Origin of the sequence: Rhizobium leguminosarum, assembly GCF_010668065.1 — a bacterium.
GTDB classification, from domain to species: domain Bacteria; phylum Pseudomonadota; class Alphaproteobacteria; order Rhizobiales; family Rhizobiaceae; genus Rhizobium; species Rhizobium leguminosarum_S.
On the sequence record NZ_WUEN01000003.1, the window covers coordinates 75,170 to 94,186 of the forward strand.

General features: G+C 61.8%; 16 protein-coding genes. 6 read left to right on the forward strand and 10 right to left on the reverse strand.

Annotated features, from left to right (window positions below; translation table 11 throughout):
• Positions 1-197: 197 nt before the first annotated feature.
• From GR198_RS08830 to GR198_RS08850, 5 genes are all read left to right on the forward strand, one after another.
• Positions 198-896, forward strand: coding sequence for a GntR family transcriptional regulator (locus GR198_RS08830; RefSeq protein WP_164068373.1), 699 nt, complete (start codon positions 198-200; stop codon positions 894-896).
• A gap of 106 nt (positions 897-1,002) precedes the next feature.
• Positions 1,003-2,364 carry an aspartate aminotransferase family protein gene (locus GR198_RS08835; RefSeq protein ID WP_164069037.1) on the forward strand — a complete coding sequence of 454 codons (1,362 nt, stop codon included), beginning with the start codon at positions 1,003-1,005 and terminating at the stop codon, positions 2,362-2,364.
• Positions 2,365-2,366: 2 nt separating this feature from the next.
• A complete protein-coding gene (locus GR198_RS08840) occupies positions 2,367-4,076 on the forward strand; it encodes an acetolactate synthase catalytic subunit (protein ID WP_164068375.1) in 1,710 nt (569 codons plus the stop codon).
• Positions 4,073-4,849: a 3-oxoacyl-ACP reductase FabG gene (gene fabG / locus GR198_RS08845; RefSeq protein ID WP_164068376.1), complete on the forward strand. Its 777-nt coding sequence runs from the start codon at positions 4,073-4,075 to the stop codon at positions 4,847-4,849. The genes GR198_RS08840 and fabG overlap by 4 nt, the downstream gene beginning before the upstream one ends.
• Positions 4,850-4,887: 38 nt before the next feature.
• Positions 4,888-5,571, forward strand: a complete 684-nt coding sequence (locus tag GR198_RS08850) for a winged helix-turn-helix transcriptional regulator (protein WP_164068378.1) — start codon at positions 4,888-4,890, stop codon at positions 5,569-5,571.
• Positions 5,572-5,682: 111 nt separating this feature from the next.
• On the opposite strand, the gene GR198_RS08855 is transcribed toward GR198_RS08850, so the two are convergent.
• The 4 genes from GR198_RS08855 to GR198_RS08870 all read right to left on the reverse strand — a co-directional run bounded on the left by GR198_RS08855 (position 5,683) and on the right by GR198_RS08870 (position 7,782).
• Complete coding sequence (locus GR198_RS08855) at positions 5,683-6,396, reverse strand: RNA polymerase sigma factor (RefSeq protein ID WP_164068380.1); 714 nt, start codon at positions 6,394-6,396, stop codon at positions 5,683-5,685.
• A gap of 40 nt (positions 6,397-6,436) precedes the next feature.
• Positions 6,437-6,757, reverse strand: coding sequence for a cupredoxin domain-containing protein (locus GR198_RS08860; protein ID WP_164068382.1), 321 nt, complete (start codon positions 6,755-6,757; stop codon positions 6,437-6,439).
• Between the two features lie 9 nt (positions 6,758-6,766).
• Complete coding sequence (locus GR198_RS08865) at positions 6,767-7,288, reverse strand: DUF4142 domain-containing protein (RefSeq protein WP_164068384.1); 522 nt, start codon at positions 7,286-7,288, stop codon at positions 6,767-6,769.
• A 152-nt stretch (positions 7,289-7,440) separates the two neighbouring features.
• Positions 7,441-7,782, reverse strand: a complete 342-nt coding sequence (locus GR198_RS08870) for a DUF488 domain-containing protein (RefSeq protein ID WP_164068386.1) — start codon at positions 7,780-7,782, stop codon at positions 7,441-7,443.
• Between the two features lie 275 nt (positions 7,783-8,057).
• On the opposite strand from GR198_RS08870, the gene GR198_RS08875 reads away from it, so the two are divergent.
• Positions 8,058-9,197 (forward strand): polysaccharide biosynthesis/export family protein, encoded by a 1,140-nt coding sequence (locus tag GR198_RS08875; protein WP_164068388.1) that lies wholly within the window; start codon positions 8,058-8,060, stop codon positions 9,195-9,197.
• Here the strand turns inward: GR198_RS08875 and GR198_RS08880 are convergent.
• From GR198_RS08880 to GR198_RS08905, 6 genes are read right to left on the reverse strand one after another with little or no spacing between them, the layout of a single operon-like run.
• The gene (locus tag GR198_RS08880; RefSeq protein ID WP_164068389.1) at positions 9,194-10,111 is read right to left on the reverse strand and encodes a serine/threonine-protein kinase; all 918 of its coding nucleotides are present in this window, start codon (positions 10,109-10,111) and stop codon (positions 9,194-9,196) included. The genes GR198_RS08875 and GR198_RS08880 overlap by 4 nt on opposite strands.
• Positions 10,101-11,474: a type VI secretion system-associated protein TagF gene (gene tagF, locus GR198_RS08885; RefSeq protein ID WP_164068391.1), complete on the reverse strand. Its 1,374-nt coding sequence runs from the start codon at positions 11,472-11,474 to the stop codon at positions 10,101-10,103. Before tagF ends, GR198_RS08880 begins: the two co-directional genes overlap by 11 nt.
• A gap of 10 nt (positions 11,475-11,484) precedes the next feature.
• Positions 11,485-14,961 carry a type VI secretion system membrane subunit TssM gene (gene tssM, locus GR198_RS08890; RefSeq protein ID WP_164068393.1) on the reverse strand — a complete coding sequence of 1,159 codons (3,477 nt, stop codon included), beginning with the start codon at positions 14,959-14,961 and terminating at the stop codon, positions 11,485-11,487.
• A complete protein-coding gene (gene tssL, locus GR198_RS08895; protein ID WP_164068395.1) occupies positions 14,958-16,493 on the reverse strand; it encodes a type VI secretion system protein TssL, long form in 1,536 nt (511 codons plus the stop codon). Before tssL ends, tssM begins: the two co-directional genes overlap by 4 nt.
• A complete protein-coding gene (tssK, locus tag GR198_RS08900) occupies positions 16,490-17,830 on the reverse strand; it encodes a type VI secretion system baseplate subunit TssK (RefSeq protein ID WP_131708277.1) in 1,341 nt (446 codons plus the stop codon). The genes tssL and tssK overlap by 4 nt, the downstream gene beginning before the upstream one ends.
• Positions 17,820-19,013, reverse strand: a complete 1,194-nt coding sequence (locus GR198_RS08905; RefSeq protein WP_131708278.1) for a type VI secretion system-associated FHA domain protein — start codon at positions 19,011-19,013, stop codon at positions 17,820-17,822. The genes tssK and GR198_RS08905 overlap by 11 nt, the downstream gene beginning before the upstream one ends.
• Positions 19,014-19,017 lie beyond the last annotated feature (4 nt).

Sequence of the window (19,017 nt, forward strand, 5' to 3'; positions counted from 1 at the left end):
CCGGCTCCGCTCGTGCGGCGCCAGGTGCTGTGAGTGTCATGCGGGCAAGGCCGGCAACTGTTCGGGCATGGCCTTCCCAGCCAAGGCGTTGCTAATATTCGCGATACCGGTATGCTGTCACATTCCGGTATCGGTTTTCGTGTAATTCATTTTTGTTGCAACAAAAATGTGAAGATGTCAACGTGTGGGGGTCAAATTTGAACGGAAATACAACTGGAGAGGAATCGTCGGCGTCGGATTTGCAGTCTGGACGCCTCAGCGACTTCGCCTATTCATCCATCAAGGAGCAGCTCACGCGCGGTGTTTACAAGCCCGGTCACAAGCTGCCGATCCGCACGGTTGCCGAAATGTTGAACGTCGGGGCCACGCCGGCGCGCGAGGCAATCAACCGACTGGTCTTCGAGGGCGCCCTCGTCATGGTGGGTCCTAAAACCGTTATCGTCCCCCATCTGGATCTTCTGGCGCTTTACGAAGTCACGCAGATGCGGCTTGCGCTTGAGGGGTTGGCGACCGAAAAAAGCGCGCCCTGTGCGACCAATGAGGTAATCGACAAACTCTTGGCCCTGCAAGAGAAAATCACACTGTCACTCAATGAAAAGCGCTACGCCGATGCTCTTCACGACAACAAGGAATTTCACTTTACGATCTACCGGCTTTGCGAGATGCCACACCTCCTTTCGACTATCGAGGCCCTGTGGTTAAGGGTCGGCGCTTCGTTCCATGACCTTTATCCGGAGTTTGCGGAAGCAAAATACGGTGTCCACAATCATATGGCTGCGATAGAGGGGCTGGTGGATAAAGATCCGTCTGCTGTCCGGGCGGCAATGGAAAACGACATTCGTGATGGTTATCGGCGCATGAAAAAAACTGCACAGGAGCGTCTCAGCCGGAAATAGCAGCGGCAACTGATTTTTTTGTTGCAACTTCTTCAGGTTCATGATTTTTGTTATAACAAAATTGTGAAGGGTTGCACCGCGACCCGCATTGGCCGGAGAAGATCAAATGTTTCACCCTAATGTCCTTCGCACCGGCCGGGGATTTTCCCGGTCGAGGTCCGAACACTTCTTTAGAAAGGGTCGCCGCGTGTTTCCAACCGGGATCACGCGCGTCACCGTCGATCACGAGCCCAGCCCGCTCTACATTTCGCGCGGCGAGGGAGCCTATCTCATCGACGTCGACGGTAACCGCCTACTCGACCTAAACAATAACTTCACGACACTGATTCACGGCCATGGCTTTCTTCCAGTTGCCGACGCGGTTGCCGATCTACTTCATCGCGGAACATGTTTCTCTAACCCGACTGAGCATGAGATTACCCTGGCCGAGCTTTTGATCGAGCGCATTCCAGCGATCGAACATATTCGCTTCGTCAACAGCGGGACCGAGGCTGTGATGTTTGCGATCAAGGCCGCCCGCGCCTTCACGGGTCGGCCGGGTATCGCACGCATCGAAGGCGCCTATCACGGCGCTTACGATTGGGCGGAAACAGGCCAGGCGGTGTCGCCGGCTATATGGAACGACCCTCTGCGGTCGGCAGCCGTCCCCGCCTATCGCGGTATGCCGGCTTCGGTTGGCGAGGAGGTGACCGTTATCCGCTTCAATGACGTTGCCGATCTGGAGCGTCGGATCGCTTCGGCTGCTCCCGCACTGGCCTGTATCCTGGTTGATCCGATGCCGAGCCGCGCCGGGTTGATCGCTCCTGAGCCGAGCTTCGTTGCCGCGGTCGGCGCGATCGCAAAGCAGTACGGGATTCTCATTGTGGCCGATGAAGTTCTTAATCTGCGGCAGTCATATTTGGGTGCATCAGCGCGCTATGGTCTCCAGCCCGATCTAATTGCCGCTGGCAAGATAATCGGCGGAGGATTTCCTGTCGGGGCGATCGGTGGGCGCAAGGAGGTGATGCGGGTCTTCGCAAGCGACAGCGGTAAACCGCTGCTGCCGCAAGGCGGTACATTTTCCGCAAATCCCGTATCGATGGTCGCAGGCCGGGTCGCCATGGAGGCGATGACGGAAGCTGCTTTCGGCTCACTCGAGAGCCTTGGCGATCGCATCCGGGCCGGCCTTCGAAATGAAATCGAGCGTCACGGCGCAGCCTTTAGCGTAACGGGGGCTGCATCCCTGTTTCGAATCCATCCGAAAGGGAAGCAGCCAGGGGACTTCCGGCAGGCATACCTCGCGCCGGAAGAGGCCGAGTTGATGGCGCGCCTCTCCAGGCATTTCCTCAATTGCGGCATCCTGATGCCCAACGGTGCTGCCGCGTGCCTTTCGACAGCAATGACGACAGCAGATGGTGACGCGATCACATCAACCTTCGCAGACTTCCTTTCAACCCTCGAAAAAAACCCTACCGAAGCAGGCATGTGACCATGGCAACCGAAAATTTAACCGTCGCCGAGCGTATCGCTCTTTCCCTCAAGAGGCACGACGTCACCCACATCTTTGCTCAGAGCCTGCCCTCAGCGGTTATCCTTGCGGCCGAAGCAATTGGCATCCGTCAAATCGCCTACCGACAGGAAAACATGGGAGGGACCATGGCCGATGGCTATGCGCGGCTGTCCGGCAAGGTCGGTGTGGTAGCAGCGCAGAACGGACCTGCCGCAACGCTTCTCGTTCCGCCGCTGGCCGAAGCGCTGAAGGCTAGCGTTCCGCTCGTTGCTCTCGTCCAGGATGTCGAACGAGATCAGGCTGATCGCAATGCATTCCAGGAACTCGATCATCTCATCCTATTCCAATCCTGCACGAAATGGGTACGCAAGGTGCTGGTTGCTGAGCGGATCGACGACTATGTCGATGCTGCCTTCACGGCAGCCGCCTCGGGCCGGCCGGGACCGGCAGCTCTCCTGCTCCCCGCCGACCTCCTGCGAGAGCAGATAGCCCCTTCGCTCTTTCGTCGGGAGGCTGTGCTTGGCCACTGGCCACTCGATCGGTTGCGTCCGCGCGATAGCGACATCGAGCGCGCAGCCTCGATGATCGCCGCAGCCCAGGCACCCATCGTCATCGCTGGAGGAGGCGTCCATGCAAGCCATGCCGCGGGCGAGCTTTCAAGGCTACAGGACGAAGCCTCGCTTCCCGTGCTAACGACCAATATGGGAAAAGGCGCGGTCGACGAATACCACCCGCTGTCAGCCGGCGTTCTCGGCGCTCTCGTCGGTCCGCGATCGCTCGGACGGCACACGCTTGCCCTTGTCGAAGAGGCTGATCTCGTCATTTTGGTCGGAACACGAACCAATCAGAATGGCACTGACAGTTGGCGCCAAATCCCCCGGTCCGCATCAGTCATCCACATCGATGTCGATCCCACCGAAATCGGGCGCAACTACGAGGCGGTCAGACTGGCAGGCGATGCGGCCGAAACCATCAGCGCGCTTCGAAGCGTGCTTGCCCGACGCGATCTCTCGTACCGCTCGTCGCAGCGCAGTAAGCTGACGGCTCGGATTGCTGGTTTCTGGCGCGCATTTGACACGGAGCGGCAATCTGTCGCCCGTTCGGACAAGAGTCCGATCCGTCCTGAACGGGTCATGTGCGACCTTCAGCAAGTGCTGACGGCAGATACGACCGTTGTTTCAGATGCCAGCTATTCGTCGATGTGGATAGCCGGCCAGTTGCGGGCCCTTTCCCCCGGTATGCGCTTCCTGTCTCCGCGGGGCCTTGCTGGCCTCGGATGGGGCTTGCCACTTGCGCTCGGCGCAAAAGCGGCAAAACCGGACAAACCAGTCGTTGCCATCGTAGGGGACGGCGGTTTCGCGCATAGCTGGGCGGAGCTGGAAACCATGGTGCGGAGCAAGCTTCCCGTACTGATCATCGTGTTGAACAACGGGATCCTTGGATTCCAACGTGATGCGGAAACTGTCAAGTTCGGCACGTTCACGACGGCCTGCAGCTTTGCGGATGTCGATCATCGGAAGATTGCGGAAGCTTGCGGTTGCCCTGCAGTTCGCATCTCCGATCCCGCCGATCTTCCTCGATACTTCGAGCGCGGCCTGCGTGAAGATGGTCCCTTGCTGATTGAGGTCATGACAGAGGCGGCCGCCCATCCGCCCCTTTCGCTATTTTCTGCGATGGATCACGCGGCATGACCCCTGGTGGCAGTCCGCATGTTGCAGTCATTAGCGGCGGCACCACTGGGATCGGTCTTGCCACCGCATTTCGTCTGCTCAAGGCCGGTCATCGGGTTGCCGTCTTCAGCCATGGCGAGGCAAGCGTCATGGCCGCGGGCGCTGCGCTTGCTGAGGCTTTCGGACCAGAGCGCTGGTTTGCGAGGCAGGTAGATCTGCGCGAGCCGGCGGCGATCGAGCATTTCTTCGGCGAAGTCGCCCATAACTTGGGCGCACCTGGGATTCTCGTCTGCAACGCCGGGATCTCGCCGAAAGGTCCAGACGGTCCTCTTAACGTCTCTGACCTTACTCTTGAGGAGTGGAACGACGTGCTGGCCGTCAACTTGACCGGGGCGATGTTGTGTTGCCGCGCTGTTCTGCCTGGCATGAGGAAAAGCGGTTTTGGACGAATCATATTGATTGGATCGCTTGCCGGCCGGACGAGACCACGGATCGCCGGCGCCGGCTATGCGACGTCTAAAGCCGCGCTTTCAGGTTTGTCCCGCGTGCTGGTCTCTCAATATGGTCCCTATGGCATAACATCGAATGTTGTCGCGCCAGGCCGCATCCTCACGCCACTGACCGGCTCTCCCAAAAGCAAGATCAACGTCGACGCACTCGCTCGTATTCCAGCCGGTCGGCTCGGTATGCCGGAGGATGTCGCTGCCGTGATCGCTTTCCTAGTGTCGGAGGATGCCGGGTTCGTCAATGGAGCCATCATAGATGTCAACGGCGGCGAGTTCGCACCGAGTTGAGGCTTGCCGCGTCATCAAGCGACAAAAGGGGCGTCGACATGCCTCCGATCATTCTCATTTGCTCGCAGGACGCGGAGCTTTATCTACTCCTCGCGCACATTCTGCGTAGTGAAGGTCTTGAAGCTCGTCTTGCAGCAAGTGACGACGATGTGGCGGACGCCTGCGCATCAGCAGAGCTGTCTGCCGTGGTCTTGGATTGTGCAGGCTGGCCGAGCGATGTTGCGCCTCTATGCGCGCTCCTGAAGGGCTCAGGGCTTCCGGTGGGTGCACTCATCGGCGGCGATATGCGTGCAGAGCACTTGCAGTTAATCAAGGCAGGCCTCGACGAAGGCATCACGCGTCCTTTGTCGCCTTCAAAGCTTCTGGCCTTTCTTCATGGTATAAGCCCGCGGTCGGAGGCTTCGACTCTGCCTAACTTTGCTGCCCCCACCGAGATTGTCTTCGGGCCGCACGCCGTCGTGGTTTCAGGCAAGAGAATAGCGCTTGCGCCTATGGAGATGAGAATCTTCAGATTTCTATTGGAAAGGCAGGGGCAGATCAGTACCCGCGAGCAACTCATTGAGGCCGTTTGGCCCGATCCGCACGCTGTAGAAAGCCGGACGGTTGATGTGCATATCGGGCGGCTGCGAAAAGCGTTTGCAGGACTCCGCAATCTGAGGATTCGGACCGTGTATGGATCGGGTTACGCTCTCGACACCACGATTGACCTCCGCATGTCTTAGCCTCTGACGGGCTACAGTCCAATCGGATTAGCGATAATAAGGAGCCGTCGGTATCACAGGAGTTTTTATTGCTCCCTTGGAAAGCCGCATCGACAACTTTCATGCGAGACATCATGGCGTCTCGTTGCGAAGGGCAGCGATGACACGATCGGCCATGAAACAGCAACGGGCGCCGTCGAACGGAAACAGGGCCGAGAATGCGCCGGAGAGCTGCTTTTCGATCGATTGCCGCATCAATTTCCGCGCCCGATGCAGCCGGGTCTTGGCCGTTTCCGGTCTTATGCCGAGATAAGATGCGGCCTCGTCCGTGCTCATGCCTTCGATATCCCGCAGCACGAACACGGCGCGAAAATCGTCCGGGAGTTCGTCTACCGCATTTTCGAGGAGATGCCGCGCCTGGCTCCTGGCGAGCTCGGTTTCCGGATCGGTTGCGGACAGGGAGGATGGAAACTGTAACACTTGGCCACCCGGTGCCGTCGTCTGCATGTCGATTTCCTCGAGCCCGGTGGTGTTCTTTCGGGCCCGCACACGGCCCAGCGCCTCGTTGAGCGTAATGCGGGTCAGCCATGTCGAAAGTTGCGCCTCGCCCCGGAATGTCGCCAGATTGGTGAATGCCTTGATGTAGGCGGCCTGGACGACATCTTCCGCCTCCGCATCGTTGCGGATGACGGCGCGCGCCGTTCGGAACAGGCGCTGATTGTGACGTTGAACGATGGCGCGGATGGCGAGCTCGTCGCCCATTTTCGCCAAAGGCACGAGATCGGCGTCGGACAGTATCGACATCTGCTGCCGGTGTCGCTCGGCCGGAACTGGAATGGCTGTCATGAAGAATTCTCCGCCGCCCGTCTTTCGATTGGAGCCCGGCCTACCGCCGGACATCCAGCTTGCCCGTCATGGCGGGATGAAAACGACAATAAAAATCAATCGCTCCCACTTGGGCGACCGTCATGCGGCCTTCCGATTTCGGCGGCAGGTCGACATCGAAGCTCTTGTCGCGAGCGGTTGCCGTGTGCCGGAATATATCATCGTTTCGCCAGACGATTACATCGCCGACATGCATCTCGGCAGGTGGCGAGCTGAATTTCATGCCGGTGATGGTGATCTGATGGTCCGCCGCCGAGGCAACCCCGTTGCCAGCCCAAAGTAGTGCGGACAGCAGCGGGAGCGATTTCATTAGCGAGCCCATTCCTCAAGCCTATTTGATCGTGGAAGCCAGATGCTCGGCATGCATCTGATGTTCTTTGAACAGGGTCAGGCCCGTTTCCAGCAGCGACTTGAGATCTTTATTCTGAGCCGACGGGATCAAGATGTTGGCAAGCGCGTCATTGACCGACTTGTGATAGGCGACTTCGTTTTCGACATAGGCCTTGTCGAACGCCACGCCGTCGAGTGCCTCCAGCGTCGTCAGTTCCTTACCTGCCTGTGTCGATAAGGACTGGCTGACGGGGTTGTCTTCGGGCGTCACCTTCAGCTTCTTGACGAGGGCGAGCGCCTGGTCGTTGACGGCCTTGTGGTCGCGCTCCATGGTTTTGGCGAATGCAATGACTTCGGTATTCTTGCTCTTCTTCAACGCCTGCTCTGCCGCGGTGACATCGATCTGTCCCGCCGTATAGGCGATGTGGGCGATCTGAGGATCGGTCGGCTTGGCATCGGCGGCGATCGAGGCCGTGCCGAGCGATGCCACCATCAGAGTGGCGCCGAGAATTCGTTTCAACATGATCTGTCTTCCTTGTGTCGTGACCGAATGCCTTCCGGCGACAACGGTGTTGCGCCTTCGGAAGCGAACATTGGATGCAGGTTTGTCGAAAAGGTTCCCGGAAATTTCGGACACGGAAAGGGCGCGTCTCATCGGCGTCGGTCACCGACGCGTCAGTCTTTGCCGAGGAAGCGCTGAAGCATGATGGCGTGATTGTGCTGCAAGTCTTTCGCAGCGTAGAGAAGCGTCGCGTCCTCTTGCCGGATCTGGCGTTTCAGCTCCTCGACGGCGGATGGATTTTTCTCCAGCTCGTCCCGATACCGGTGTTGGAACTCGGTCCACTTGGCGGGGTCGTGGCCAAACCATCGGCGCAGCGCTGGGCTTGGTTCTATATCCTTCAACCAGATATCGACTGCTGCATCCTGCTTGCTCAACCCGCGCGGCCATAGCCGGTCGACCAGGATGCGCATGCCGTCTTTGTCTTCTTTCGACATTCGTTTGATGCGCAAGGCCATTTGTCCACTCGCCATACGTTCGAAAGCCATTCTCGACCGAATAGGCGTAACAAGGTTTTGGTTCCAGGCTGAACTCCGATGAGCAGCTTGAGCTGGTGCGTGGCACCGGTTCAAACAAGCCTCCATCACACTCAACTTAAGGAACGCAGTTGCCAATTGGCCACACCTGCGTGCCTCCGAACTGTCATAATTGATTTTTCGCGTGCAACTGGTATTGCTCGGTCGTGCACCGCTGATATTTTCCGATTCTCTCAATATTGCCAAAAGGATACTTGATGCGAAAGTTGGCGCCGCTCGTCCTTGTTGCAGTTCTCACCGCATGCGCCCGGCCCTCGGATGGCCCAACCGCCGGTGGTTTCTATAACGCCACCGCCCCTCAGAGCAACGAGCGGATTCCGGTCGTCAGGCTCTCGGAAGCGCCGATGGGTCCGGTTGCGGTCACCCCGCTTGCCTATGCGGCCACAGATCCCGGGCTCAGCCTCATGCGCTCGAGTGGTTTTGCCGATACGAGGCTGCGTCGCGGCGACGTCATCGAGGTAACGATCCTCGACACCGGCGAAGAGGGACTTTTCTCTTCAACCCAAAGCAAGACCCTCAATCTCGGGCGCTTCACCGTCGATTCCACGGGCAACGTGACCCTTCCCTTCGTCGGCAAACAGCGGGTTGTGGATTCCTCGACCGAGGCGCTGCAGACGCGCATCGTCACCGGCTTGAAGGGGTCGGCGGTCAATCCGCAGGCCGTCGTCACCGTGGTCGACAGGCCCTCCAGCGGTATCACCGTCAATGGCGACGTGCGTGCCGCCGGTCGCTTCCCGCTCACCGCCCGCAAGGAGCGCGTGCTCGATGCGGTCGCACTTGCCGGCGGCGCATCGTCTGCTCCGGGCTCCGCGACCGTCACGCTGATGCGCGGCAAGCAGCGCGCCACCGTGCCGCTCCAGCGCGTCATCGACGACAACAAACAGAATGTCTACCTGCTGCCTGATGATCAGATCTATATCGACAAGGATTCACCCACCTTCACCGCCTTCGGCGCCTTCAAGAGTGTCGGCGAGTTCGAATTCGAACCGGGCAGACTGACGCTTGCCCAGGCGCTCGGGCGAGCCGGCGGCCTGCTCGACGATCGTGCCGATGCGCGCAATTTCTATGTGCTGCGCAACCAGCCGGTCTATACGCAGGTTGCGGCCGCAAATGCCAAGAACCCCGTGCCGGCTGTCGTCAGCACCAAGCCGGTGATCTATCGCGTCAATCTGAAGGACGTTTCCAATCTGGCGCTGATGCAGCGGTTCCAGATGATGGACGGCGATATCATCTACGCCAGCAACGCCAGCCTGGTGGACTTTGCCAAGCTCTTCAACGTGTACCAGAAGAGTGTGCCGACGGCCGCAGCACCGATCCCCGGTTCCAGCGGCAATTAAGCATCGACAACAAGACATTTTGCGGAGCCGCCGAGCAGATGCAAGGCGGCTCTTGCATTTTCGGGCCTGTCCTGCGGGGTCCGTTGCGATAGGCGGTTCGCCAATGCCACCAGGGCTTCGGTTCCATCGCTCTCCTCGTTGCAACGGCTGAGCAGCAAGGACAGAAGACACCCGGCGGCGTAAAGATCGGATCGTTCGTCGAGCGGTTCACCGGCCAACTGTTCGGGGGATGCGAAATCCGGCTGGCCGGCAAAGACAAGATCGAATTGACCATGCCGGCCTCCGCGCTCAAGCGCGATCCCGAAATCGGCGATCTTCAAACGGGAGAGATCGCCGTCGGCGAGAAGGTTGAGCGGCGACAGGTCGCAATGCACGAAACCGCCGGCATGGATGGCTTCCAGGCCTGAAAGCACCGCCGTCGTGACCGCTATAACCTCACTGAGAAATAGCGGCCTTTCCTGCAAAAGATCCGCAAGCCGGCTCCCGAGCCACTCCATGACCAGGGCAGGGCGCCCATCGGCAAGGCGCAGAACGGTCTGGGTCGCGGCAATGCGGGGATGACGGAGCGCCATGCCGATTTCCGCCTCGCGCAGCATCAGTTTCCTGAGGACGGGATCGTCGGCGTGGTCGGGCTGCGGCACCTTGATGGCATGCAGCGTTCCGAGATCGCGATGGCGGGCGCGATAGACCCGGGTGGCCGCGCCGTCATGGATCAGCGCCTCGAGCATAAAGCTGTTGGCGACGATCTCGCAATCCGGCTCGTGGAGCCGGGCCTCTCCCCGATCAAGCGCGTCCCGGACGCGGTCTACCAGGATTTTCCGGGTCTCGGGTGATCCGTGATTCAACGCCTGCCAGAGATGCGAAAAACGTCGCGCGATCTCTTCGAAATCCATCTCCGGATGATCATCCGTCATCGGTCTTCACATCGATCACGATCGCGCTGAGGTTTTCACGGCAATTGGCAATCAGCCCCTCCTGGACGAGAATATCGGCCGCGTTTTCGATCTTTGCGGAAATGAGGATTTCGGCAATGCTTCGCTCGGGCACGGTGGTTGGGAGGGGCGCGCTGCAGAGCAGGAGCCTGTCGCCGGCCTGCAATCCGCCGGAGCGGACTTCGGGGATGAGATGTCCCCGCATGCCGATGGCGCGCGAAAGCGTGCGCCGCAGGCCGATCTCCACGTGGTCGCGCGTGAGGCAGCGCATCATGCCATCCCGCAGAAGATAGCAGCGGGCGTCACCCACCCAGAGCAGGGCGCAGCTTTCGCGAAGCGTGGCCAGCACGACTATGCTCGCGGCCGACGGTTCGCGATCAGAAGAAAGATAGGCCGATTGAAGCAGGCCGTGGGCTCGGCCAAGCTTGCCTTTGATGTCCTGCACCAGAGCTTCGATCGACTGCTGGTTCCCGGTTTCAGCCAGCATATGGACGGCGATCTTGCCGACCTCGGCAGCGCTGCTGCCGTCGCCGATGCCATCGGCGACGGCAAAAAGCGAGGGCGTTTCCGAAACGAGCAGCGCATCGGCGTTGACGCTCAGCCGTGTGCCGGGATGGGTGGCATGGCTGTGGCGGATCACCAGCGGACGATGCGGTTCGGCGATAACAGGGCCTGGTGTCTCGGCCGTTTCGGGTTGCCGCCGTGCAGAAGCCGCGGGGGAATTGTCGTGCAGTAGCTTCAGAAAATCCTCGGGGTCCGGGGCGCCGCCGACACGAAACCCCTTGGCTCGCCGATCCTCGGGGCTGATCCGCCACCAGAGCGTGCCGCGGCCGGAAGCATTGTCCTGCAGCGTCTCGTTTTCCGCGAGGTCGGCTGGGCGCAGGGTCCGCAGTCGCTTCAGGCTCGCGGTGAAGTGATTGATGTCGAAATCCCGCTTGGCCGAGCTTTCGGCGATCGCCTCGGCGGCCGTGAACCAGGTGTCATCAAGGTAGAGCTGACGCGGATGCTCGGCAAAGCCGTGAAGCTGGGCGGCGATAACCAGCGGGAAACTGCGCCCGACGCGGTCGAGGCTCGGAAGCAGAACGCCGGCAATGGTGGCCGGCCCCCAAAGACCGCGTTCGACGATAAAACGCCATGCCGGCATCATGCGAAAGCGGCGTTCCCAATCCTCGCCGAGTTCCCGCTGCGCCGCTTGCAGCCCCGACTGCAGCCAGGCGTCGAGCGACGCCTGCAGGTGGCGGCTCAGTCCCGTCGAAACGAAATCGCCATGGCTCGGCAATTTGCCGAAGAAGCCGATCCTGTCGGCTTCGGTTTGGCTTCGGTCCAGGGTGGCGCGCTCGTTCATGACGGAGCGGTCAGAATTGCGCCGGGCATGAGAAGGCGCCGAGCGCCACCAGCCGGAATGGATTGAGCACCGAACCGAACTGCACGTCGAACTCCGCCGTCTGACCGTTCTGCTGGAATTTTGCCCGGAAGAGGTCGTCGCCCTGTATGGCGAGATCGGCATCGTCGAAGAGCCGGAAGGGCGACCAGTCGCCGTTCTCCGTCAGCGCCTGCTGCCAGCCGCCCGGCTGGAAGGCGAGGCGCGAGACGTTGCTGGCTTCGGTCGACGGCCAGGTGATCGATTTCGATTGGATGGGCCCGTGGAAATAGACCACGCGTTCGCCCTCGATCTCCAGCATCACGGCGCTGGCCGCCTCGGTCAGCGATACCGGCTTGACGTTGATCGATATCGATGGGTTCTCGCTGCCGGCCGGGAAAAAGGCGCGGTTGATCTTGTCGGCATTCTCGAACTGGGCGATCGCCGCACTCGGAATGCTTGTCGCGCCGAACGTGCCCTTCCAGCCCCATGGCGAGGCGCTGGTGTCGACGAAGGCTTCGAGCTTTTCCTTGAAGAAGGTCTTGAACAGCCCCTCCGGTCCGAAAAGCCTGATGAAATCGCTCATCGCCACGTCGCGCGGAGATTTCCGGTCGAAGGGATAACGACCGGCGACGACATTCGAGCAGAAGCCCGCGCCTTCGGCAGCCCAGGCGTCGCTGATGCGCGAACGGGCGGATTTGACTGCTAGCGATCCGACATCCGCAGCCAGTCCCGCCATCCAGCTATCGACCGGCGCCGGCAGCTTGCGGGCCTGTTGCAGCAGGTCCTGGTTGGCGTCGGTGAGTTGGCTGTCGACGTCGAAGACTTTCGCGACTTCGGCGGTCGACGTCGTGGCGCGAGAAAGCTGCTCCTGGACCCTTTGCAGGATCGGTTCGAGCTGCCCGATCTCCGATCGCGGCGCATCCTTCGGCTGGTCGGCCGGCGACGATTGGCCGGCCGGTGCCTTCAGCGCTTCGCGAAGACGGCCGAAGGGGTCGGGCGCGTTCGCTGCGCTGGCAAGCGCCGTGGTCGAGGCTGGCAGGTTGTCGCCGGCGGCCGAGGCGATTTCTGCACCGGGTGCGCGCAGATCGGTGGCAGCGACGATCGATTTGGTGATCGTCTCGACAGGACCGGGCTTGCCCGCCAGGATGCGGGTGGTTTCCGCCGCATCGCTAATCGTCTGGGAAGGCTTCACCCTGATATCGGTGAGGATCGTCGACCAGCGCTGCTCGAAGGCATCGAAGTAAAGCTCAAGCGTCGCCTGGGCGATTGTGTCGACCGTGACACCGGCCGGATTGGGATCGCCGCGGACCCATTGCTCGTCGAGCGCCTCGCGCGCGGCGTCAGTGATCCCAGGCAGAACGACGGTGCGGTAGCCGATCGCGGAGAAGAGGCCGGGAATGCCTTCGTTGAGCGGCGCCTTCGAGGTCCGCTCGAAAGCCTGTTCGCCGAGCGGCCCCAGCGCGCCTGCCGGGCTCCAGGCGGGAAGCGCGCGGGACCTGCGATATTCCGCCAGAATGTCATAGGCGCGGCTGGCGATGTTCTGCGAGCGGATGACCTCGCGCGCCTTGGCGATCAGCGCCTTGTCGAGCTCGATCGGTGGCAGCGCGCCGCGCGCCATGACATCGGCATGGGCAATCAGCGCCTGCCGGGCCGCTGCCCTGCCTTCGTCGGGATAGAGCTTCGTGAACATGTCTTCTGCTTCCAGCGCGGCAAAGTCGGCATTCATCGGACCGAGCCCGCCGAGCATGCCGTAGAGCTTCAACGCATCGAAGGTTCGGGTGACGTCGGTGGTCTCGGTCATGTCCTTCTGGAGCTGCACCAGCATGCGCGGCAGGAGCAGCGTGTTCAGCGCCCGCTGATAGGCCTCGCGCTGCCGGCTGGCGACCTTGCCTTCCTGGTCGAGGCCGAGGCTTATCGGCCAGACGCGGGTCTTCGAGAAGTCGGTGGTGACGGCGGCGAGATTGTCGAGCGCCGGCAGGATGCGCAGGAAATCCGCATCCGAAACATCGCGAACCGGCACGCCACGCACCAGTTGTTCGTAGGCGTCTATGCGTCTTTCCGCGCCGGCCAGCGCCGTGGTGTTCTGAATGTAGGTGGCCGTCCAGCTCGTCAGCACCACGGCAAGCAGCAAGACCGTGGCGGCATAGGCCGCGCGGCGGAAGAGCAGCTGCCGCCCCGAAAGCCGCTTGTCGCGGGCGACCAGCGAGGCCTCGCCGAAGATCACCTCCTTGAAGAGGCGCGAAAGGAAATAGCTGCGCCGCATGCGGGGCACAGTAACCGTCTCCTCCCTCTGGGTGCTGGAAGCGAAATAGATGCCGCGCAGCAGCGGCGCCTCCACCAGCTTGGAACCCGAGCAAAGCTCGGTGACGACCTCGTGCAGACGCTCCTTCAAAGAGGTGAGTTCGGCCGGGAAACGGAAGATGCGGCCGCGCAATTCCGGATTGGGCTCCTGCTGCAGCCGTTCGATCAGCATGGTATCGACGCGCTGCTGCAGCAGGGTGAATTCCTCCAGGAAGCGTTCCGGCAGGTTCGCCGCCTTGTAGCTCTCGTCGAGCCCGAAAGTCGTGCCCCAGACCTGTTCGCGGTCGCTTTTGTTGAAACCGTCGAAGAACTCCACGAAGCCGGTCAGCAGATCAGCCTTGGTCAGCAGCAGATAGACCGGCACGCGCGCATGCAGGAGTTCATCGAGTTCGGAAAGCCGCTGGCGGATCGCCCTGATCTCCTCGCGCTGCGCTTCCGGATCGCGCGTCAGGAGATCGCCGATCGACAGCGTCACCAGCGCGCCGTTGATCGGTTGCGAACGCCGGTACTTGCGCAGCAGGCCGAGGAACCCTTCCCAGCCGGCCTTGGCGGTGCCGTTCAGATCGTCCTGCGTCGTATAACGGCCGGCCGTATCGACGAGGATGGCTTCGTCGGTGAACCACCAGTTGCAATTGCGCGTACCGCCGATCCCCTGCACCGAATTGCTGCCGAGCGCATCGCCGAGCGGGAATTTGAGGCCGGAATTGGAGAGCGCCGTCGTCTTGCCGGAACCCGGCGCGCCGAAGATGACGTACCACGGCAGCTCGTAGATATAGCCGAAGCGCTTCTTGGTGATGCGGCGGAGCAGCTGCAGCGCTTCCTTGAGCCGACCGTGGATCTCGCCGACCTCAGCCTGCTGGCTGGCCGCGGCTTCTGCTTCCGCGTCCCGCTCGATACCGTCGACGAGCTGCTTGTCGCGGCGTCGGTCGCGGATGGTCGTGAAGACGAGATAAGCGAGCCAGGCGGCGAGGATGATGCCGATCAGCGTCAGCCGCGCGCTGGTGCTCGCCAGCGGCTTGAAGTCGCCATAGGCGGCGAGATAGCCATAGAACCAGATGACGACACAGATTGCCGCCACCCAGATGATCGAGATGAAGCGACGGCCGATGAGGCCGGCATAGGCCTCCACATAGGAGCGGAGCGTATAGAAATAACTGAGCGGGTTCATCGCGAGGCACCTCCTGCGGCGGGCGCCGTCGGTTCATCCGGCATGTCGGCCTGACGCGGTGTCGTCAAACCCGCATCGTTCAGCCGCTCGCTTGGATCGGTCAGGACCAGGATCTCGGTGCGGCGGTTCATCTCCCGGCCCTCCGGCGTATCGTTGGCGGCGATCGGATCGGTGTCGGCACGCCCCTCGGTCAGGATCGCGCCCGGCCCTGTGAAGGAACCCAGGATTTCGCCGACCGCCTTGGCGCGGGCTTCGGAAAGGTGCCAGTTGGAGGGGAACTGCACGGTGCGGATCGGCACATTGTCGGTATAACCCACCACCACGGCGCGGAAGTTCTCTGCGGCCAGAGCCCCGCCGATCCGCTGGAGTAGATCGTGGAATTTCTGGCTGACCTCCGCGCTGCCGGTGGCAAACAGGCCGGAATTGCTGATCCGCACCAGCAGCCTGCCATTCGAATCCGAGAGTGTGACGAGCTTCTTCTCGACCTCCGGCTGGAGGAAGGCGAGCAGATTGTCGAGCCGGCTCGGCGGTTTCACTTGCGGCGGTTGTGGGGGCGTTGGCTGCGTTTCGGCGACGACGACGGGCGGTGGCTGCCGCGGCGGCTCCGGAAGCTTGACCAATACGCTCGGCATATCGCGCGGCGGCAGCTTCGCAAGTCGCTCGAACGTTCCGTCGGAGGCACGATTGAGCGAGAGCGTGAAGAACAGGTAGCCGAACGCCAGGATCAGCGTCAGAAGGGAAAGAAGCGTCCAGATCGCGGCTGCGGTGCGCAACGGCTGATGCCGAGCCGAAACGCCCTTCCAGTGGGGAGAAAGCTCTCGTTCGAAGACGCCGTACTGGCCAAGCAGCGTCTTGTAAAGGCCGTCGCGGATGCGCCCGAGCTCCAGCCCGCCGCGCGGTGAAACGCGGGTGCGGCCCTCGAAGGCAAGTGACAGGCAGAGATAGATGAGGAGAAGCAGGTCCTTGTTGGCGCCGGGGCTCTGGTGGAAATGGTCGAGCAGGTCGAACACCCGTTCGCCGCCGGTCACGTCCATATGGAAGGTGGAAACGAGACCCGAGCGGGCCCAGCCGGCACGAACGCCCCAGGCCTTGCTGAGCACGACATCGTCGACCGTCGCGCAGACGACATAATGGGCTGCGCGCGCTCGTTCGGGGCTGATGCGGGCGCTCGCCAGATCGCGTTCGTAGCGGCCGACGGCCTCGATCGCCACCTGGCGCAGTTCGTCGATTTCAGGCTGTTCTTCCGTGTAGCGCAGGGCATGGGCGAGGTTGAGGAGGGGTGCGGCCGAGCGCACCAGCGTCGGCACGTCTTCGGCTCCGAAGCGAAAATCCCGGACGAGCGTTTCGACGGAAGCTGCGCCCTTCGGAAGCGAACCCGCCGACGCCTTTCCGCCCTCGCTTTCGGGAAAGTCGAGGACGTCATCCAGCATCTCCGCCATCTTGCGGGCGGATTGCTTTTTCCGAGTGCCGTCCTCGGTAAGTTCGACAATGGTCGGCAGGTTCTGCCAGGTGGAGGCGGGTTCGTTCTTCATTCTCTAAGGGCCCACAGTTCTATTTCGAGCCCGGGAAAATCGCCGGCGAGATGCACGGCGATGGCGCCCGAAGTATCGAGTTGTTTCCAAAGCGGGTTCTTGGTGTCGAGTTCGAAATAGATGGTGCCGGAGCGATAGGGGAGCTGGCGCGGCAGCACCGGCAGCGGCCGAACGGGGATGCCCGGCAGCGCGACGTTGACGAGGTCGGCGATGCGCTCGACCGGGCCGATCTTGATCTGCGCCGGCAGCTTGCGGCGCACGTCTTCGGCCGGCATCTCGGCCCGGACCGCCAGCACGAAGCCGGCATCCCTCAGCAGCGAACGGTCGTTGATCGTGCCGATCCTGACGCCATGCCGGCGTTCGGCCAGCTCGATCGCCACGGCTGCCTGTTCGAGCACGGACGATAGCGAGGCGCGCAGATCGTCGAAGACGGCCGCGAACGTCGCCTTCAGGTCGTCGTGGCGGTAAGGCGGGAAGTCGCTCGCGCGCTTGCGGTCGGTCGTGAAGGTGGCGAGCTCGCCGGCAAGCTGGATGCAGGTCTCGTAAAAGACGATGGGGTGGATCCGCGTCGCATTCGCCGAAATGTGTTTCAGCATCGGATCCGCGCGGTTGAGCATCTGTAAGAGCAGGTAGTCGCCGACCTCCGCGGTCCCTCGAATGGTGGGATCGCCGATCCGTTCGGCGATCGCCTCGGCGCGGTGGCGCACGATGCCGAGCAGTTCGGTGATCAGTTCGCCCAGCCGTGCAGCAGCCGTACAGTTGAGGCTCGGCACGATATAGTCCGGATCGAGGATCACGGCCCTGTCGGAACGCACCTCGATGATACGGGCAAGTCCGATAAGCTCGTAGCCGGCCAGTTCATCACCGGTTCTGAGATAACGCAGGCTGAGACGGCCGACATCGATCGGCGCCATGAAGTCGGTTTCGACATTGGCATCCGGCGCTTCATAGGGCGAAGCGACGAGCCGGACGCTGTTGCGCGCGGCATCGCCGTTCAGCGCCACATCGGCCTTGCCCGGCTGGCGGGCGGGAAGTGCGAGATAGACGACAGCATTCTTGGTGTTCTCGTCGAGATCGAGCGGCGGCGGCAGGTCGGTATCAACAGGGGCTTCGAAGGGCGTTCCGTCCGGCAATACGCCGCGCAGGTTCGACAGCGCGAATTGGCCGATTGCCAGGGCGCCGCGGTCGATGCCGATTTCCGCCACCCCCCAGGGATAGGGCGAGAGGCCGTGCGTCGCGGTGCGCACGAGCCGCTCGGTCCAGCGGTCCGCCTGCTGAAAATGCTGCACGCGAAGGAACATGCCTTCGCTCCAGGCCACCCGGTTTTCATTCCTCATGATGCGCGTCTTTTCCTTCCTGCCCGTCTTGCGGACGAGGCCCTGCCTGCGTGCCGTTTACCGCCTCCGTCATTGCGCGGCGGAAAACGTCATGGATTGACTGGCTCTTGCCGTCCTGTTCGAATTGTCCCCGGTAGGCGCGCCAATAGGCCCGGTCTCGGCCCCAGGGCAGGCGCCAGGCTCCGGTCTCGACCCGCGCCTCCAGCATGCGCGGCTCCAGCCGGCCTGCTGTCTGAACCAGAGCCTCAAGCGCGAAATTGAAGTTGAGCTGTTGTCCGATCAGGGTTTCGATGCGGGCAAGAAGCGCTTCCTCCCTGCTGCTGTCGGCCAGGAAGTCCGGCTCGCTGGCGGCGGATGGCAAATTCATCTCGAATACGGCATAGCTATTCCGGACAGCCTCCTCGAGCCGGGTAAGCAGCGGCTCCAGGCGATCGGCGAAGGCTTCGGGCCGGCCGATCGTCAGCGCCGGAAACTCCTCGGAATCCGGGTCCGGATCGTTGTCGTTGACGATCTCGATCACCGGTGCCCGCCGGCGCTGAGTGATGGGCGCGGAAACATGGGTGGCGGAACCATGTTCCAGATGGCTGCCATATTCGGTCTCTTCCGAATTCCAATCCTCCGGCAGAAGCTGGGTGACTGAGCGGATCTCCGGAGGGCCGCTCCAGCCGATCTCGACATTGCGAGATGAGGCCGTCGCTTTCTTGCCGCCCGTTTCGGGAAAAGCCCAGTCATCGCTGGCACGCTCGCCAAGGATGCCGTTTGCAGTATGACCGCCGGGAGCGATATCGGCCAGGATGGCGGAAATGGTCAGCGGTTCGTCACTCAGCATCAGACCGGCATCGGGATCCTCGACCTCGCGGTCTTTCTCGCCCGATATGTGGACGGAAAAGGCAAGTCCGCCCACCTCCAGCCGTGACCTGTCGGAAAGCCGCACGATCTGGCCTTCATGCACGGCGAGGCCGTCGACCCGGGAGCCGTTTGCGCTCTGGTCGCGCAGCAGGAAGCCTTCGCGGTCGCGCTCGATGATGCAATGAAGCTTCGAAATGGAGCGACGATCCTCCGGCAGCCGCCAGTCGCAATCCGGTGCCCGGCCGAGCGTTCGCCGGCCACGTTCGAAGAACCATTTCGACTGGCCTGCTGGCGCCGTCGCGTCACTGGTGATCTCTTTCAGTTCAAGCCGCATTCCT

What these genes read in the sequence shown, in the direction of transcription:
- tssK (WP_131708277.1), bottom strand. Translation starts at nt 17,830, where the DNA reads ATGAGGAATGAAAACCGGGTGGCCTGGAGCGAAGGCATGTTCCTTCGC.
- GR198_RS08855 (WP_164068380.1), bottom strand. Translation starts at nt 6,396, where the DNA reads ATGACAGCCATTCCAGTTCCGGCCGAGCGACACCGGCAGCAGATGTCG.
- GR198_RS08860 (WP_164068382.1), bottom strand. Translation starts at nt 6,757, where the DNA reads ATGGGCTCGCTAATGAAATCGCTCCCGCTGCTGTCCGCACTACTTTGG.
- GR198_RS08840 (WP_164068375.1), top strand. Translation starts at nt 2,367, where the DNA reads ATGGCAACCGAAAATTTAACCGTCGCCGAGCGTATCGCTCTTTCCCTC.
- fabG (WP_164068376.1), top strand. Translation starts at nt 4,073, where the DNA reads ATGACCCCTGGTGGCAGTCCGCATGTTGCAGTCATTAGCGGCGGCACC.
- GR198_RS08875 (WP_164068388.1), top strand. Translation starts at nt 8,058, where the DNA reads ATGCGAAAGTTGGCGCCGCTCGTCCTTGTTGCAGTTCTCACCGCATGC.
- GR198_RS08850 (WP_164068378.1), top strand. Translation starts at nt 4,888, where the DNA reads ATGCCTCCGATCATTCTCATTTGCTCGCAGGACGCGGAGCTTTATCTA.
- GR198_RS08865 (WP_164068384.1), bottom strand. Translation starts at nt 7,288, where the DNA reads ATGTTGAAACGAATTCTCGGCGCCACTCTGATGGTGGCATCGCTCGGC.
- GR198_RS08905 (WP_131708278.1), bottom strand. Translation starts at nt 19,013, where the DNA reads ATGCGGCTTGAACTGAAAGAGATCACCAGTGACGCGACGGCGCCAGCA.
- GR198_RS08870 (WP_164068386.1), bottom strand. Translation starts at nt 7,782, where the DNA reads ATGGCCTTGCGCATCAAACGAATGTCGAAAGAAGACAAAGACGGCATG.
- GR198_RS08835 (WP_164069037.1), top strand. Translation starts at nt 1,003, where the DNA reads ATGTTTCACCCTAATGTCCTTCGCACCGGCCGGGGATTTTCCCGGTCG.
- tagF (WP_164068391.1), bottom strand. Translation starts at nt 11,474, where the DNA reads ATGAACGAGCGCGCCACCCTGGACCGAAGCCAAACCGAAGCCGACAGG.
- GR198_RS08880 (WP_164068389.1), bottom strand. Translation starts at nt 10,111, where the DNA reads ATGACGGATGATCATCCGGAGATGGATTTCGAAGAGATCGCGCGACGT.
- tssM (WP_164068393.1), bottom strand. Translation starts at nt 14,961, where the DNA reads ATGAACCCGCTCAGTTATTTCTATACGCTCCGCTCCTATGTGGAGGCC.
- tssL (WP_164068395.1), bottom strand. Translation starts at nt 16,493, where the DNA reads ATGAAGAACGAACCCGCCTCCACCTGGCAGAACCTGCCGACCATTGTC.